At 70.6% G+C, this 14866-nt stretch carries 17 protein-coding genes; 12 read left to right on the top strand and 5 right to left on the bottom strand.

What is annotated here, in order from left to right; all coding sequences use genetic code 11:
- Nucleotides 1-17 precede the first annotated feature (17 nt).
- Both AQI94_RS07555 and AQI94_RS07550 read left to right on the top strand, forming a co-directional pair.
- Nucleotides 18-686, top strand: a complete 669-nt coding sequence (locus tag AQI94_RS07555; RefSeq protein ID WP_031051509.1) for a response regulator transcription factor — start codon at nt 18-20, stop codon at nt 684-686.
- A complete protein-coding gene (locus tag AQI94_RS07550; protein ID WP_031051510.1) occupies nt 683-2131 on the top strand; it encodes a sensor histidine kinase in 1449 nt (482 codons plus the stop codon). Before AQI94_RS07555 ends, AQI94_RS07550 begins: the two co-directional genes overlap by 4 nt.
- On the opposite strand, the gene AQI94_RS07545 is transcribed toward AQI94_RS07550, so the two are convergent.
- The 4 genes from AQI94_RS07545 to AQI94_RS07530 form a co-directional block, all read right to left on the bottom strand.
- Nucleotides 2085-2561 carry a MarR family winged helix-turn-helix transcriptional regulator gene (locus tag AQI94_RS07545; protein ID WP_031051512.1) on the bottom strand — a complete coding sequence of 159 codons (477 nt, stop codon included), beginning with the start codon at nt 2559-2561 and terminating at the stop codon, nt 2085-2087. The genes AQI94_RS07550 and AQI94_RS07545 overlap by 47 nt on opposite strands.
- Before the next feature lie 92 nt (nt 2562-2653).
- Nucleotides 2654-3451: an AIM24 family protein gene (locus tag AQI94_RS07540; RefSeq protein ID WP_031051513.1), complete on the bottom strand. Its 798-nt coding sequence runs from the start codon at nt 3449-3451 to the stop codon at nt 2654-2656.
- Complete coding sequence (locus AQI94_RS07535) at nt 3448-4098, bottom strand: AIM24 family protein (protein ID WP_031051514.1); 651 nt, start codon at nt 4096-4098, stop codon at nt 3448-3450. The genes AQI94_RS07540 and AQI94_RS07535 overlap by 4 nt, the downstream gene beginning before the upstream one ends.
- Nucleotide 4099: 1 nt before the next feature.
- A complete protein-coding gene (locus AQI94_RS07530; protein ID WP_031051516.1) occupies nt 4100-4732 on the bottom strand; it encodes an AIM24 family protein in 633 nt (210 codons plus the stop codon).
- Between the two features lie 687 nt (nt 4733-5419).
- On the opposite strand from AQI94_RS07530, the gene AQI94_RS07525 reads away from it, so the two are divergent.
- The 9 genes from AQI94_RS07525 (at nt 5420) to AQI94_RS07485 (ending at nt 12351) form a co-directional block, all read left to right on the top strand.
- Complete coding sequence (locus AQI94_RS07525) at nt 5420-5764, top strand: DUF3817 domain-containing protein (RefSeq protein WP_031052807.1); 345 nt, start codon at nt 5420-5422, stop codon at nt 5762-5764.
- Nucleotides 5761-6054: an MTH1187 family thiamine-binding protein gene (locus AQI94_RS07520; protein ID WP_007384762.1), complete on the top strand. Its 294-nt coding sequence runs from the start codon at nt 5761-5763 to the stop codon at nt 6052-6054. The genes AQI94_RS07525 and AQI94_RS07520 overlap by 4 nt, the downstream gene beginning before the upstream one ends.
- A 148-nt stretch (nt 6055-6202) precedes the next feature.
- Nucleotides 6203-6955, top strand: a complete 753-nt coding sequence (locus tag AQI94_RS07515; RefSeq protein ID WP_031052808.1) for a hypothetical protein — start codon at nt 6203-6205, stop codon at nt 6953-6955.
- Nucleotides 6952-7632 carry a DUF4166 domain-containing protein gene (locus AQI94_RS07510; RefSeq protein WP_031052811.1) on the top strand — a complete coding sequence of 227 codons (681 nt, stop codon included), beginning with the start codon at nt 6952-6954 and terminating at the stop codon, nt 7630-7632. The genes AQI94_RS07515 and AQI94_RS07510 overlap by 4 nt, the downstream gene beginning before the upstream one ends.
- Nucleotides 7629-8279 carry a TetR/AcrR family transcriptional regulator gene (locus AQI94_RS07505; RefSeq protein ID WP_031052814.1) on the top strand — a complete coding sequence of 217 codons (651 nt, stop codon included), beginning with the start codon at nt 7629-7631 and terminating at the stop codon, nt 8277-8279. Before AQI94_RS07510 ends, AQI94_RS07505 begins: the two co-directional genes overlap by 4 nt.
- Nucleotides 8280-8301: 22 nt before the next feature.
- The gene (locus AQI94_RS07500; RefSeq protein WP_031052818.1) at nt 8302-9201 is read left to right on the top strand and encodes an SMP-30/gluconolactonase/LRE family protein; all 900 of its coding nucleotides are present in this window, start codon (nt 8302-8304) and stop codon (nt 9199-9201) included.
- A 473-nt stretch (nt 9202-9674) separates the two neighbouring features.
- Nucleotides 9675-10184: a MarR family winged helix-turn-helix transcriptional regulator gene (locus AQI94_RS07495; RefSeq protein ID WP_031059180.1), complete on the top strand. Its 510-nt coding sequence runs from the start codon at nt 9675-9677 to the stop codon at nt 10182-10184.
- 43 nt (nt 10185-10227) lie between these two features.
- On the top strand, nt 10228-10566 hold the full coding sequence (locus AQI94_RS07490) for a DUF3817 domain-containing protein (RefSeq protein WP_031059181.1): 339 nt from the start codon (nt 10228-10230) through the stop codon (nt 10564-10566).
- 84 nt (nt 10567-10650) lie between these two features.
- Nucleotides 10651-12351, top strand: a complete 1701-nt coding sequence (locus AQI94_RS07485) for an acyl-CoA mutase large subunit family protein (RefSeq protein WP_031059184.1) — start codon at nt 10651-10653, stop codon at nt 12349-12351.
- Nucleotides 12352-12369: 18 nt separating this feature from the next.
- Here the strand turns inward: AQI94_RS07485 and AQI94_RS07480 are convergent, their stop codons facing one another.
- Nucleotides 12370-12996 carry a TetR/AcrR family transcriptional regulator gene (locus AQI94_RS07480; protein WP_031059185.1) on the bottom strand — a complete coding sequence of 209 codons (627 nt, stop codon included), beginning with the start codon at nt 12994-12996 and terminating at the stop codon, nt 12370-12372.
- A 232-nt stretch (nt 12997-13228) separates the two neighbouring features.
- On the opposite strand from AQI94_RS07480, the gene AQI94_RS07475 reads away from it, so the two are divergent.
- The gene (locus AQI94_RS07475; RefSeq protein ID WP_031059186.1) at nt 13229-14206 is read left to right on the top strand and encodes a tetratricopeptide repeat protein; all 978 of its coding nucleotides are present in this window, start codon (nt 13229-13231) and stop codon (nt 14204-14206) included.
- Nucleotides 14207-14866 lie beyond the last annotated feature (660 nt).

Raw genomic sequence — 14866 nt, 5'->3', positions numbered from 1 at the left:
TTTGCCAGGCTGTACGCATGCGCCTGCTGATCGTCGAGGACGAGAAACGACTAGCCCTGTCCCTCGCCAAGGGCCTCACCGCCGAGGGCTACGCCGTCGACGTCGTCCACGACGGGCGGGAGGGCCTGCACCGGGCCACCGAGGGGTCGTACGACCTGGTGATCCTCGACATCATGCTGCCCGGCCTCAACGGCTACCGCGTCTGCGCCGCCCTGCGCGCCGCCGGCCACGAGGTGCCGATCCTCATGCTCACCGCCAAGGACGGCGAGTACGACGAGGCCGAGGGCCTGGACACCGGCGCGGACGACTACCTGACCAAGCCCTTCTCCTACGTCGTCCTCGTGGCCCGCATCAAGGCCCTGCTGCGGCGGCGCGGGAACGGCGCCGGGGCCTCGCCGGTGCTCGAACTCGGGGAGCTGCGAATCGACACCGCCGCCCGCCGGGTCTTCCTCGACGGCACCGAAGTCACCCTCACCACCAAGGAGTTCTCGGTCCTCGAACAGCTCGCGCTGCGGGCCGGCGAGGTGGTGTCCAAGGCGCAGATCCTGGAGCACGTCTGGGACTTCGCGTACGACGGCGATCCCAACATCGTCGAGGTGTACGTCAGTACCCTGCGCCGGAAGCTGGACGCGGGGCTCATCCACACGGTCCGCGGTGCCGGGTACCGGCTGGAGGCCGGGAGATGAGGCGGCTGTTCGGCTCGGTGCGGGCCCGCGCCACGCTGGCCGCGACCGCGGTGGTGGCCGTGGCCCTCGTCGCCGCGGGCGCCGTCGTCCTGCTGTCGCTGCGCAGCAACCTCGCGGGCCAGGCGGACACGGCCGCCGACAGCGCCGCTCGCAACGTGGCGACGCAGATCGCGCAGGGCGTGCCGTACCGGGAGCTCGACCTGGACGGGGACCATCCGGTCCAGGTGGTCGACCGGGACGGGCGGGTGCTCGCGGCGAGCGAGGACCTGGAGGCGATCAGCGGCACCGGCGCCGCCGAGGTGACCCCCGTTTCGAGCCCCGACGCGGGGCGGGACGACGACGAGGACGCCCCCGAGGTCGGTGAGGTCGGTGAGATCACCTGGCACGGGCAGGGCCGGGCCACCGTGGACGGCGAGAGCGTCGCGTACCGGTTCGCCCAGGTCGAGGTCACGGACCGGAGCGACCGCACGGTCCGGGTGTACGCCGGTGCCTCGCTCCAGGCCCAGCAGGACGCGGTGCACACCGCCGCCACGGTCATGCTCATCGGCCTGCCCGTGCTCCTCGCGGTGGTCGCCTGGGTGACCTGGGCGGTGACTCGTCGCGCCCTTCGTCCGGTCGAGGCGATCCGCCAGGAAATGGCCGCGATCACCGCCTCCGAGGACCTCGCCCGTCGCGTCCCGGTGCCGGACACCCACGACGAGGTGGCCCGTCTCGCCCGCACCACCAACGAGACCCTGGCCGCGCTGGAGACCTCCGTCGAACGCCAGCGCCGGTTCGTCGCCGACGCCTCGCACGAGTTGCGCAGTCCGATCGCCTCACTGCGCACCCAGCTCGAAGTGGCCGCCGCCCACCCCGCGTTGCTGGACCTGGACGGGGCGGTCGAGGACACCGTACGGCTCCAGCACCTCGCCGCGGATCTGCTGTTGCTGGCCCGCCTGGACGCGGGGGAGCGGGTCGCCGACGCGCGGGTCGAGCTGGCGGCGCTGGTACGGGAGCGGGCCGCCGGACGGCCCGGGGTGACGGTGCGGGCACAGGCCGCGGAAGTGACCGGGTCCCGGGGGCAGTTGGAGCGGGTGCTCGACAACCTGCTGGACAACGCGCGCCGGCACGCGAGGTCGGCGGTCGCGGTGACGGTACGCCGGGACGGGGACCACCACGCGGTGGTCGAGGTCGCCGACGACGGGGACGGGGTGCCCGCCGGGGACCGGGAGCGGATCTTCGAGCGGTTCGTACGGCTGGACGAGGCGCGGGCCCGGGACGACGGGGGCGCCGGACTCGGTCTCGCCATCGCCCGGGACGTCGCCACCCGGCACGGCGGCACGCTCACGGTCCTGGACGCGCCGGCAGGCGGAGCCGTGTTCGCACTCCGCCTGCCGCTCGCCCAGCCGTGTCCCGGTGTCAGGGACGGCCCCGGTGCCCCCGCAGGTGCTCCGCGATGGGCTTGAGGGCCTTGTCCAGCTCCGTCAGGGACTCGGGCGGCACGAGGTCGATGAAGTGCCTCCGCACAGACGCCACGTGATGCGGCGCGACCTTCATCATCGTCTCCATGCCGTGCTCGGTCAGCACCGCGTACAGGCCGCGGCGGTCGGACTCGCAGTTCTCGCGCCGGACCAGGTCCGCGTTCTCCATGCGGGTGATCTGGTGCGAGAGCCGGCTCTTGGACTGGAGGGTGGCGGACGCGAGGTCGCTCATCCGCATCCGTACGCCCTCCGACTCGGAGAGATTGACCAGGATCTCGTAGTCGTTCATCGTCAGGCCGAACGGCTGAAGGTCCCTTTCGAGCTGATACGTCAACAGCCTGTTGACCTCCAGGTGGGTGCGCCAGGCGCACTGCTCCGCATCGGTCAGCCAGCGCGTGGCCGTCTCGGTCTCCATGAATGAAGTCTACCTAAAAGGTTGAAAGGCGAACTAACGAGGGTGGTGTGACTGTGCGCACGCGTTCGATGTCACACTCCGCAGACTACCGCTCACAGCCCGAAGCGACGCTGGAGGTCCCCCAGCTGTCCGGGAAGGCGCGGTACGCCCGGCTGCTGCGGCTGGCCTGCGGGAGCCCCGTAACCGCCGGGTACCCCGGGCTCGGACGGGACCACCCCTGTGGCCTGCTCGGCCATCAGGACCTCCGTCGACTGGAGCAGTACGGTGCCGGCCCCCACGAACTCGAACTGGTGCTCTTCCCCGGAGGCCCCGCCGAGGCCCGTCATCGCACGTAGACCGCCCATCAGACCCGCCATGTACCCGTGGTCGTAGTGGTGGCACGGCGAGGGGCAGTCCGCCCAGCCCACAAGCGCTTGCGGGTCCACCCGGATCGGGGGCTCCATGAACACCACCGGACCGTTGGAGGCGGCCACGAACTTTCCGGTTCCGATGAGGGTCAGGAAGCCCGGCACGATCGACTGCTTCAGCGCGAGACTTGGCTGAAAAGCGAGCAGGTTGCCGGAGCGAATGGTCAGGTTGCCCTCTTCGAGGTCGTACGAATTGACGTCGAAGGCCCGGTCGGCGAGGAGCATCTTGCCCGAGCCCTGGGCCACGACCCAGTCGCTCGCGTGCAGAGGCGAATGGAACGACGTGCGGACGAGACCGTCGAGACGGCCGTGTCCGATGCCGTTGAAGTCCATCTGCCCGTAGTAGGCGATCATCTTCCCCTTCTGCAGGAACCACTGGCTCCCCTTGAGCTCCACGCAGAAGGTGTAGTTGTTGACGTTGTCGTCCGACGGCAGCGTCATCGGGTCGTACACGGTCGGGCCCGCGCCCGGGTAGTGGCTCACAGCTTCTCCTCGGACGCCTGCACGAACACCACGCCGTTCCCGCTGAGCTCCAGCTGGAAGGCCTCTCCGGAGCCGCGGCCCACCATGTCGCGCCAGCCGAGCGCCGTCGACAGCTTGTTGCGTACGTCGCCGTAGTGGGCGACGTAGGCCTGCGGGTCGACGTGGACCGGGCGCTGCGGGGTGATCGGGACCTCGAAGACCCCGCCGTGGGCCATCACGGCCACCGAGCCGTGGCCCTTCAGCGTGGTCGTGAACAGGCCCTGGCCGCTGATCTGGCCGCGCACCATGCCCATCACGCCGCCCTGCGAGCCCATGAACATGGTGCCCTGCTGGAGGGTGCCCTCGAAGGCGAGCAGACGGTCCGCCTCGACGAACAGGGTGTCGCCGGTGAGGTTGACGACCGTGACGTGGTGGCCGCCGTGCCCGAAGAGCACGGACCCGCTGCCCTCGACGGTCATCAGCGGCGTGTCCTCGTTGGCCACCCGGCGGCCGATCATCGACATGACGCCGCCCTGGCCGCCCTGGATGTTGGGCGTGAAGGACACCTCGCCCTTGTAGGCCAGCATCGCGCCGCGCTGGCTGAACAGGCGCTGGCCGGGCATCACCGTGGCCTCGACCATCTTGGAGTTGATCTCGCGGAAGGGCATGTCACACATCCCCCGCGATCGTGTTGCGCTCGCTGGGCTGGACGTACACCAGGCCGTCCCCTTCGAAGCGGATCTGGAAGGCCTCGCCGCCGCCCTCGCCCATGAACGTGCGGAACGTCACACCGGACTGGAAGGACTGGCTGAGGTTGCCCTGGTGGGCGATGTAGGCGCCGGGGTCGACGGTCAGCGGGTACTGGCGGCTGACCCGCAGGACGACCGCGGGGCCGTCCGACATGATGGCCGCCTGGCCGTGTCCCTCGACGGTGGTCGTGAACAGCCCGTTGCCCTGCGAGGCGCCGCGCAGGCCGGTGAAACTGGTGCCGGTCCTGAGTCCGGCGTCGGTCGCGAGCAGGTTGCTCGACTCCACGTACAGCTTGTCCCCCTGGAGACTGACGAGATTGATCTCCGAGGCCCGGTCCGCGAACCAGCACGTCCCGTGCCCCGACACCTCCATCACGGTCATCTGCTCGCCGGTGATGCGTCGGGTGACCATGCCCCGGATCCCCTCACCACCGCCGCTCATCTTCTTGAACGCCATCTGCCCGTCGTACGCGACCATCGAGCCGTTCTTCGCCTTGACGGCGTCCCCGGTCATGTCGACGGCGAGCACCTTGCTGCCTTGGAGTCGAAACATCGCCACGGAGTGAAGGTAGCTGGCCGAAGGCCCTTGCCGACAGAGTCTTGGGAAGGTGCGGGTTCGGTGGGGGCGGGCGTTTTGCGCAGTTCCCCGCGCCCCTGGGTGCCTGCGGCGGCCTGTTGCGGCTTCGGTGGGGGTGCGCGCAGCGCGTGCGGGTGGGTGGTGGGGTCGGGGTCGGGGTGGGGGGTATCCGTCCTCGGTCCGGCGGCTCGGTCCCTTGAGCAGTGCTCTGTAACGGACGCCGGCCGCTGCGGGCGGACACCCCCCGCCCCGTCCCCTTCTCGCCGTACGCGGCTGCACGAGCGTCCACGTGACCCACTCAGGGGCGCGGGGAACTGCGCGACCGGCCACGACGGGCCCGCACTCGCCCGACCACCTGTCCCGGCACGCCGTGCGCGGCTGCACGAGCGTCCACATGGCCCACCCAAGGGGCGCGGGGAACTGCGCGACCGGCCACGACGGGCCCGCACCCGCCCGACCACCTGCCCCGGCACGCCGTGCGTGGCTGCAGGAGCGTCCACATGGCCCACCCAAGGGGCGCGGGGAACTGCGCGACCAGCCCCCACCGGCCCGCACCCGCCCGGCGACCCCCCGCACACCGCCCCCGGAACCATTTGTCACAATGGGCGAACGCTTGTGCGTGCGTTCACAAACCGTCGACGTACCTCCCACCGAAGGTGACCCGTGGACCTCAAGACAGCCTCCGCCCTCCGACGCCTCCGCCTGGTCTCCGCGCCCGAGGCGATCTCGTTCCTGCTCCTGCTGGTCTGCTCGGTGCTGAAGCGGACCACGGACTTCAACGCCGTGCCGGTGATGGGCATGGTCCACGGTGTCCTGTTCATCCTGTACCTGATCTTCTGGCTGGACGCCTGGATGCGCGCCAAGTGGTCCGCCGGGACGGGGATCTGGTTCCTCGTCCTCTCCGTGCTGCCCACCGGCGGCTTCTTCGCCGAGCGCAGGCTCAAGCGCGAGGCCGAGGACGCCGTCATCGCCTCCCGTGCTCGCCAGGAAGGGGTCGTGAACGCATGATCGTCGCCTTCTCCGTGACCCCGCTCGGGGTCGGCGAGGACGTCGGGGAGTACGTCGCCGACGCGGTCCGGATCGTCCGTGAGTCGGGGCTCCCGAACCGCACCGACGCGATGTTCACCTCGATCGAGGGGGACTGGGACGAGGTCATGGACGTCGTGAAGCGTGCCGTGGCCGCCGTGGAGGCGCGGGCGCCGCGGGTGTCACTGGTGCTCAAGGCGGACATCCGGCCCGGCGTCACGGACGGACTGACCTCCAAGGTGGAGACGGTGGAGCGGCACCTCGCCGACTGAGCGGGTCGCACCGCGCCAGACGAACCCCGGCCCGCGCGGGCCGGGGTTTTCTCGTGCCGCATGTTTGAGCGATCGCTCAAAACCGTGTACCTTCCTGCCCAGTGAGTTTGAGCAGTCGCTCAAACAGTGAACTCACCTGGGGGAATCAATGGGGCTCTACATCGAGGCCCGCATCCGTGCCGATCTCGACGACCTCTGGACCCGGACACAGGAACCGTCCCAGCACCAGCGCTGGGACCTCCGCTTCACCCGGATCACCTACCTCCCGCGCGCGGAGGGCGAGCCACAGCGCTTCCGCTACGCCACGCGCGTGCTGCCCGGTCTCACCGTCGCCGGCACCGGTGTCTCCGCCGGGGAACGCGAACGCCCCGACGGCACCCGCACCTCCGCCCTGCGCTTCTCCTCCCCGCACCCGCTCTCGCTCCTGGCGGAGGGCAGCGGTTACTGGCGCTACCTCCCCGACGGCGACGGCGTCACCTTCCTCACCGGCTACGACTACCGCCCGCGCTGGGGCCGCGCCGGCGCCGTGACCGACCGCCTCCTCTTCCGCCCCCTCATCGGCTGGGCCACGGCCTGGTCCTTCGACCGGCTGCGCCTGTGGCTGGAGCGCGGGATCACCCCGGAGCGCGCGCTGCGGAACTGGCTCGCCGAGATCCTCGTCCGCGCCCTCGTCGTGACCGTCGGCGCCACCGGACTCGGTCTGGAGCGCTTCCTGCACCTCTTCGGCCCGCTGGCGGCGTCGATGGCCTACGTCTCGCCACTCCTCCTCGCCGTCACCATCTCGCTGGCCCTGTTCACCTCACCCCTGCCCGGCACCCCCGCCGCCCGCCGCTGTCTGCGCCGGCCCGCCACACGCGTGCGTGCGCCGCGTGTCCTTCGCACCCTGGAGACCCCGCGATGACCTCGATGTTCCGCACGGTGATGGGCGCCGACTTCGACCGCCTGCACCCGCAGCTGCAGCGCCGCTTCTCGGTCGGCCTGACGACCGGCGAGGCCTGCACCGGCCGGGGTGTGATGGACCGCATCTGGCACGGCGGGACCTTCGTGAAGCCCTTCCTGGCCCTCGGCACGACCCGCAACATCCTGGTGCCGAGACCGGGGCGGAACGTGCCGTTCGTGATCGAGAACGTCCCCTACGCGGACACCTACGGCCGTGAGACGGTGAGCTTCGTGCGCACTTTCCGCCTCCCCGGCCGCCCCCGCCGCTTCGACGCCCAGATGGTGCTGAGCCCCAAGGGCGACCGCATCCTCGACTACCTCGGCACCCACCAGCACCTGGCCAGCGAGCTGTACTTCCGCGCCGAGCCGGACGGCTCCCTCGTGATCCGTTCCGGGGAGCACCGGTTCCGGGAGGGCGCGGTGGACGTCCGGGTGCCGGAGCTGATCGGCGCGACGGCGGAGGTGCGGGAGTCGTACGACGACCGGTCGGGCCGCTTCCGCATCAGGGTCCGCGTCGTCAACCGGTACTTCGGCCCGCTCTTCGGCTACGAGGGTTCCTTCGAGGCGACCTACAGCGACATCACGTCCTGCGGAGTGCGCCCAGGCCTGCGCCCCGTGCGGGAGGAGGCGCGCGCGTGAGCCCCGAGTCCCCCAAGTCCCTGGAGACCAAGGCCAAACTCCTCGACGGCGCCCTGCGGATCCTCACCGAACAGGGCATCGCCAAGACCTCCGCCCGCACGGTGGCGGCGGCCGCGGGCGTCAACCAGGCCCTGGTCTTCTACCACTTCGGCACGGTCGACGAACTCCTCGCCGCGGCCTGCCGCTACGGGGCGGAGCGCGCGGTGGCCCGCTACCGGGAACGGCTGGCCGCCGTGACCTCGCTCTCCGAACTCCTCGCGGTGGGGCGGAAGGTCCACGAGGAGGAGCGGGCCGGAGGACATGTGGCCCTGCTCGGCCAGTTGCTGGCCGGCGCCCAGACCCACGCCACCCTCGGCCCCGCCACGGCCGCCGGCCTGGAGCTGTGGATCGCCGAGATCGAGCAGGTTCTCACCAGAGTCCTCGCGGCCACGCCCTTCGGCGAGTTCGCCGACCCCGCGGGCCTGGCCCGGGCGGTGGCCGCGTCCTTCGTGGGCATCGAGCTGTACGAAGGAGTCGACGCGGCCGGGGCCACGTCGGCCCTGGACGCCCTGGAGCAGCTCGGCGTGCTCGTCGCCGCGCTGGAGGACCTGGGTCCCGTCGCCCAGCGCGCGGTGCGCCACCATCTCCGCAGGACCGGCCGCCGCTGACCCCGAACCGAGAGGACCCCCCATGCCCGACAGCCTCTACGAGATCCTGGACGACCGTTTCCGGCCCTGCACCAACGGCGACAGCAGACTGGAGACCCTCTACGACGGCTGCCGCTGGGCCGAGGGGCCGGTGTACCTGCCCGCGTGGCGCCAGCTGATCTGGAGCGACATCCCGAACGACCGCCTCCTGCGCTGGGACGAGGCCACCGGCGCGGTCGGCGTCTTCCGCACCCCGGCCGGCAACACCAACGGCAACACCGTCGACTCCCGGGGCCGCCTCGTCAGCTGCGAGCAGGGCAACCGCCGTGTCACCCGCACCGAGCCCGACGGCACGGTGACCGTGCTGGCCGAGCGCTATCAGGGCAAGCGCCTGAACAGCCCGAACGACTCCGTCGTACGCTCCGACGGCACGATCTGGTTCTCCGACCCGGACTTCGGCATCCTCAGCGACTACGAGGGGCACCGGGCCGAGTCGGAGATCGGCGCGTGCCATGTGTACCGGATCGATCCGGCCACGGGTGAGGTGTCTCTCGCCGCGGACGGGCTGGACGGGCCCAACGGGGTGATCCTCTCCTCCGACGAGCAGCGTCTGTACGTCTCCGACTCACGGGCGGCCCGTATCCACCGGTACGACGTCCACGCCGACGGCACGCTCTCCGGCGGCGAGGTCTTCGCCGAGGCCCGCGAGGGCGTCCACTTCGACAACATCCGCTTCGACGACGAGGGCCGGCTGTGGGCTGCCGCCCTGGCCGACGGCATCCACTGCTACGACCCCGACGGCACGCTGATCGGCCGTGTGCGGGTGCCGGAGCCGGTGGCCAACGTGACCTTCGGCGGACCGAAGGGGAACCGGCTGTTCATCGCGGCCACGAGTTCTTTGTACTCGCTGGTGATGTCCGTGACGGGCGCGCCGAGGGTGTAGTGGGAGGTGCGGGGTTCGGCCGTGGGGCGGCTGCGGGCCGGCGGGGGCTGGTCGCGCAGTTCCCCGCGCCCCTGGGTGGGCCATGTGGACGCTCGTGCAGTCGCGTACGGCGTGCGGTCGTCGGGCGGCTGCGGGCCGGTGGGGGCTGGTCGCGCAGTTCCCCGCGCCCCTAGGGGGGTGCAGTCAGGCGCGCTACGACGAACCGTTGGCCGGGTGCGGCGGTAAGGGGACGGGGTGGGGGGTGTCCGCCCGCAGCGGCCGGCGTCCGTTACAGGGCCCTTTTGGATGGACCGAGCCGCCGGACCGAGGACGGATACCCCCCACCCCGGCCCCGACCCACAACCCACCCATCCCCCCAGGGGCGCGGGGAACTGCGCAAAACGCCCGCCCCCACCGAACCCGCAGGCGCCCACCCCCGTCTGAAGGGCGAGACAGTGCTGACCACGATGTGACCGGCCGGTAAGGTCGGTGCCGTGCCGAAGCCGCTCAGTCTTCCCTTCGACCCCATCGCCCGCGCCGACGAACTCTGGAAGCAGCGCTGGGGAAACGTGCCGTCCATGGCGGCGATCACCTCGATCATGCGTGCGCACCAGATCCTGCTCGCCGAGGTCGACGCGGTGGTCAAGCCGTACGGGCTGACGTTCGCGCGGTACGAGGCGCTGGTGCTGCTCAACTTCTCCAAAGCGGGCGAGCTGCCGATGTCGAAGATCGGTGAGCGGCTCATGGTGCACCCCACCTCGGTCACCAACACCGTGGACCGCCTGGTCAGGTCCGGCCTGGTCGACAAGCGCCCCAACCCCAACGACGGTCGCGGCACCCTCGCCTCCATCACCGACAAGGGCCGCGAGGTCGTCGAGGCCGCCACCCGTGACCTCATGGCGATGGACTTCGGGCTCGGTGTGTACGACGCCGAGGAGTGCGCGGAGATCTTCGCGATGCTGCGGCCGCTGAGGGTCGCCGCTCACGACTTCGACGAGGACTGACCCGGGGCAAGATCTCCCGGAACGCGTGGTTACGCTCATAGGCATGAAAAAGAGCGTGCTGACCCGCTACCGCGTCCTGGCCTACGTCACCGGTGTGCTGCTGGTTCTGCTGTGCCTGAGCATGATCGCCAAGTACGGCCTCGACGTCGACGGCGCCGCGGACTTCACCCGCGTCGTCGCGATCGCGCACGGCTGGCTGTACGTCGTCTACCTGGTCTTCGCCTTCGACCTGGGCTCCAAGGCGAAGTGGCCGGTCGCCAAGCAGCTGTGGGTCCTGCTCGCCGGCACGATCCCCACCGCCGCCTTCTTCGTCGAGCGGAAGATCACCCACGAGCTCGAGGGCAAGATCGTCGACGCGTCACCGGCGCCCGTCAAGGCGTAACGCACCACCACCCCCACCGCCGTACGGCACGCGTACGGCGGTTGCCCTTCGCGTTTACTTGGACGTCCTAGTAACTTCGATGGTATGGACGCTGACGCCATCGAAGAGGGCCGCCGACGCTGGCAGGCCCGGTACGACGCCTCGCGCAGGCGTACGGCCGACTTCACCACGCTCTCGGGTGATCCCGTCGAGCCGGTGTACGGGCCACGCCCGGGGGACGCGTACGAGGGTTTCGAGCGGATCGGGTGGCCGGGGGAGTACCCCTTCACGCGCGGGCTGTACCCGACCGGCTACCGGGGACGGACCTGGACCATCCGGCAGTTCGCCGGGTTCGGGAACGCCGAGCAGACCAACGAGCGGTACCGGAAGATCCTCGCCAACGGCGGCGGCGGGCTGTCGGTCGCCTTCGACATGCCGACGCTGATGGGACGGGACTCCGACGACCCCCGCTCGCTCGGCGAGGTCGGGCACTGCGGGGTCGCCGTCGACTCGGCGGCGGACATGGAGGTCCTGTTCCGGGACATCCCGCTGGGCGACGTGACGACGTCCATGACGATCAGCGGACCCGCCGTCCCCGTCTTCTGCATGTACCTGGTCGCGGCCGAGCGGCAGGGCGTGGACCCGTCCGTCCTCAACGGCACGCTCCAGACGGACATCTTCAAGGAGTACATCGCGCAGAAGGAGTGGCTCTTCCCGCCCGAGCCGCACCTGCGCCTGATCGGCGACCTGATGGAGTACTGCGCGGCCGGCATCCCCGCCTACAAGCCGCTGTCCGTCTCCGGGTACCACATCCGCGAGGCCGGTTCGACGGCCGCCCAGGAGCTGGCGTACACCCTCGCGGACGGGTTCGGGTACGTCGAGCTGGGGCTCTCGCGTGGACTGGACGTCGACGTGTTCGCACCCGGGCTCTCCTTCTTCTTCGACGCGCACCTCGACTTCTTCGAGGAGATCGCCAAGTTCCGTGCGGCGCGGCGCATCTGGGCCCGCTGGATGCGGGACGTGTACGGGGCGCGGTCCGAGAAGGCGCAGTGGCTGCGGTTCCACACCCAGACCGCGGGGGTCTCGCTGACCGCGCAGCAGCCGTACAACAACGTCGTCCGTACGGCCGTCGAGGCGCTCGCGGCGGTGCTGGGCGGGACCAACTCGCTGCACACCAACGCCCTGGACGAAACCCTCGCGCTGCCCTCCGAGCAGGCCGCGGAGATCGCGCTGCGCACCCAGCAGGTGCTGATGGAGGAGACCGGGGTCGCCAACGTGGCCGATCCGCTGGGGGGTTCGTGGTTCGTGGAGCAGCTGACGGACCGGATCGAGGCGGACGCCGAGGAGATCTTCGAGCAGATCAGGGAGCGGGGGCTCAGGGCCCGTCCGGACGGGCGGCACCCGATCGGCCCGATGACGTCCGGGATTCTGCGGGGGATCGAGGACGGCTGGTTCACCGGGGAGATCGCGGAGGCGGCCTTCCGCTACCAACAGGCCCTGGAGAAGGGCGAGAAGAGGGTCGTGGGGGTCAACGTCCACCACGGGTCGGTCACCGGGGACCTGGAGATCCTGCGGGTGAGCCACGAGGTGGAGCGGGAGCAGGTGCGGGCTCTCGCGGGACGCAAGGCGGAGCGGGACGGGAACACCGTACGAACCGCCCTGCAGGCCATGCTCGTTGCGGCCCGGGACGGGGCCAACATGATCGGGCCGATGCTGGACGCGGTGCGGGCGGAGGCGACGCTCGGGGAGATCTGCGGGGTGCTGCGGGACGAGTGGGGCGTGTACACGGAGCCGGCGGGATTCTGAGGGCGTCGGCGGCCGGCCCTATTCCGCGGCCGGTCCCGTCAGGCCCGTCAGCAGGATCCGGGTGAAGTCGTGCACCCACTGCGCGTCCGCCGGTTCCGCGCTGACCAGTGTGCGGTGGACCACCGCCCCGGCCACCATGTCGAAGATCAGGTCGACGGTGCGGGCCGCCTCGGCGGGGTCCACCTCCGGGGGGAGCTCGCCGCGGGCCTGGGCGCGTTCCCGGCCCTGGAGGACCAGCCGTTTCTGGCGGTCGACGATCGACGCGCGGATGCGCTCGCGCAGCGCGTCGTCGCGGCAGGACTCCGCCACCACCGCCATCAGCCCGTTCTGGGCCTCCGGACGGGCCAGGATCGCGGCGAACTGGAGGACCACGCCCTCGATGTCCGCGGCGAGCGTCCCGCAGTCGGGGAGTTCCAGTTCGTCGAAGAGTTCGGCCACCGCGTCCACGACGAGTTCGTTCTTGCCGGCCCAGCGGCGGTACAGGGTGGTTTTCGCGACCCCCGCACGGGTAGCCACATCTCCCAGCGTGAGCTTCGACCAGCCCAGCTCCACCAGCGCCGCCCTCGTCGCCGCGAGGATCGCGGTGTCCGCGGCGGCGCTGCGCGGGCGTCCTGTGGCGCGGGGGGCGGGGCTGCGGCTCTGCATCCTCCGACCATAACCGGCCGTTCTCGGGTGGCAGTGAGGGAGATCACCGGGGTGGGGTACCGGGTAGGCACTCGGTGCCATTACGCTACGACTCGTAGCGAAAGCTCGCGGGGGACGTACGCGGGCGACGGTGCGCACGGCGTGGGGTGGGGACCCGGCGTCAGGACCGCGCTGCACGACCGGCTTTCACATCGCTTTTCACACAGGCGCGCCCACGGGGGAGGATAGACGCATGCAGCCACGGAACATGTCCATGAGCGGAGTCGTCGACCTCGCCGCGGTGAAAGCGGCCCAGGAGGCCAAGGTGAAGGCGGAGCAGGCGCGCGCCGAAGCGGCCAGGCAGGGCGGCGGCCCGGGTGCCGTCTCCCCGTCCGATCTCGTCATCGACGTAGACGAGGCGGGTTTTGAGCGCGACGTCCTGCAGCGGTCCACCGAGGTCCCGGTCGTCATCGACTTCTGGGCCGAGTGGTGCGAGCCCTGCAAGCAGCTGAGTCCGGTGCTGGAGCAGCTCGTCGTCGAGTACAACGGACGCCTGCTCCTCGCCAAGATCGACGTCGACGCCAACCAGATGCTGATGCAGCAGTTCGGGGTGCAGGGCATCCCGGCCGTGTTCGCCGTCGTCGCCGGCCAGGCCCTGCCGCTCTTCCAGGGCGCGGCCGGCAAGGAGCAGATCCAGCAGACCCTGGACCAGCTGGTGCAGGTCGCCGAGCAGCGCTTCGGGCTGACCGGCCTCACGGTCGACCCGGACGCCCGGCCTGGCGTCGCCCCTGAGCCCGCGGCCGTACCGGCGGGGCCGTACGACGCACTCCTCGAAGCCGCCGTACACGCCCTGGACGCGGGGGACTTCGGCGGTGCCGTCCAGGCGTACAAGAACGTACTGAGTGACGACCCCGGCAACAGCGAGGCGAAACTGGGGCTCGCCCAGGCCGAGTTGCTGCAGCGGGTGCAGAACCTCGACCCGCAGCGCACGCGCAAGGAGGCGGCCGAGAAGCCGGGGGACGCGCAGGCGCAGATCGCCGCCGCCGACCTGGATCTGGTGGGCGGTCATGTCGAGGACGCCTTCGGACGGCTCATCGACACCGTGCGCCGCACGGCGGGCGACGAGCGGGACGCCGTACGGCTGCGGCTGCTTGAGCTCTTCGAGGTGGTCGGCGCCGACGATCCGCGGGTGTCGGCGGCCCGACGGGCGCTGTCCCGCGCCCTGTTCTGACCGGGCGGCCGGAGCGGGGCGCGAGTCCGGTTCTGACCAGTTGCTAAACGCCTCGGCATGTGTTGCCGGAGTGAAAGATTGGCCGTCGGGGGGTCACTGCGGCCGCGCTTTGCCAAAACTTGGTAAACGCGGCCGCTGTTACTTCCAGTAAGACACCGGCGTTGATCTGTCGGATTCTGTCCATTGATCAACTGCTTTGTCTCCCCCCTGGTTGCCACCCAGCGTCGCCGACCGAGACCAGCGGGTCGTTGTTCGGTTATCCGCCCGTTACTACCGAGTAACGAAGCCCCTTGTGCGGGCGGCAAGAATGCACCACGATCGGCGACGCTCGGTCCTTTCCCGTACCCCGACAGCCGGTCGGGCCGCGGGATTCCGTGGGTCCCCACCGAGCAGAGTCGGCGGCAGGTGCGCCGGTTCTTGGACAGGGGGGTCTTCGCCCATCCGGCGAAGCCTGTCCAGCAAGGTTGTGCGTGATGCGTGTCAGGCGCGACCAGTGGTTGTCGCTCGGGGGTGATCGCCGGTGATCGGTGCGCGGTTCGCGCCTCCGAAGGCAGGCGCTCTCCTTCCCGAGGACGTAGCACTTCTCCCATCCCTGCCCGGCTGAGCCGTCCTTTCGAGAGGGCAGTCAGGGTCAGGAGATGTACGTCCGAGAAGGAGGAA

This window comes from Streptomyces pseudovenezuelae (assembly GCF_001513955.1).
Lineage (GTDB): Bacteria > Actinomycetota > Actinomycetes > Streptomycetales > Streptomycetaceae > Streptomyces > Streptomyces pseudovenezuelae.
Note: the sequence above shows the minus strand (reverse complement) of the source record. Positions and strands in the feature narration are given on the sequence as shown.

Coding starts and splice junctions, on each gene's coding strand:
- AQI94_RS07500 (WP_031052818.1), top strand. CDS start 8,302: ATGCCCGACAGCCTCTACGAGATCCTGGACGACCGTTTCCGGCCCTGC.
- AQI94_RS07485 (WP_031059184.1), top strand. CDS start 10,651: ATGGACGCTGACGCCATCGAAGAGGGCCGCCGACGCTGGCAGGCCCGG.
- AQI94_RS07550 (WP_031051510.1), top strand. CDS start 683: ATGAGGCGGCTGTTCGGCTCGGTGCGGGCCCGCGCCACGCTGGCCGCG.
- AQI94_RS07510 (WP_031052811.1), top strand. CDS start 6,952: ATGACCTCGATGTTCCGCACGGTGATGGGCGCCGACTTCGACCGCCTG.
- AQI94_RS07490 (WP_031059181.1), top strand. CDS start 10,228: ATGAAAAAGAGCGTGCTGACCCGCTACCGCGTCCTGGCCTACGTCACC.
- AQI94_RS07555 (WP_031051509.1), top strand. CDS start 18: ATGCGCCTGCTGATCGTCGAGGACGAGAAACGACTAGCCCTGTCCCTC.
- AQI94_RS07530 (WP_031051516.1), bottom strand. CDS start 4,732: ATGTTTCGACTCCAAGGCAGCAAGGTGCTCGCCGTCGACATGACCGGG.
- AQI94_RS07475 (WP_031059186.1), top strand. CDS start 13,229: ATGCAGCCACGGAACATGTCCATGAGCGGAGTCGTCGACCTCGCCGCG.
- AQI94_RS07520 (WP_007384762.1), top strand. CDS start 5,761: ATGATCGTCGCCTTCTCCGTGACCCCGCTCGGGGTCGGCGAGGACGTC.
- AQI94_RS07515 (WP_031052808.1), top strand. CDS start 6,203: ATGGGGCTCTACATCGAGGCCCGCATCCGTGCCGATCTCGACGACCTC.
- AQI94_RS07545 (WP_031051512.1), bottom strand. CDS start 2,561: ATGGAGACCGAGACGGCCACGCGCTGGCTGACCGATGCGGAGCAGTGC.
- AQI94_RS07480 (WP_031059185.1), bottom strand. CDS start 12,996: ATGCAGAGCCGCAGCCCCGCCCCCCGCGCCACAGGACGCCCGCGCAGC.
- AQI94_RS07535 (WP_031051514.1), bottom strand. CDS start 4,098: ATGCCCTTCCGCGAGATCAACTCCAAGATGGTCGAGGCCACGGTGATG.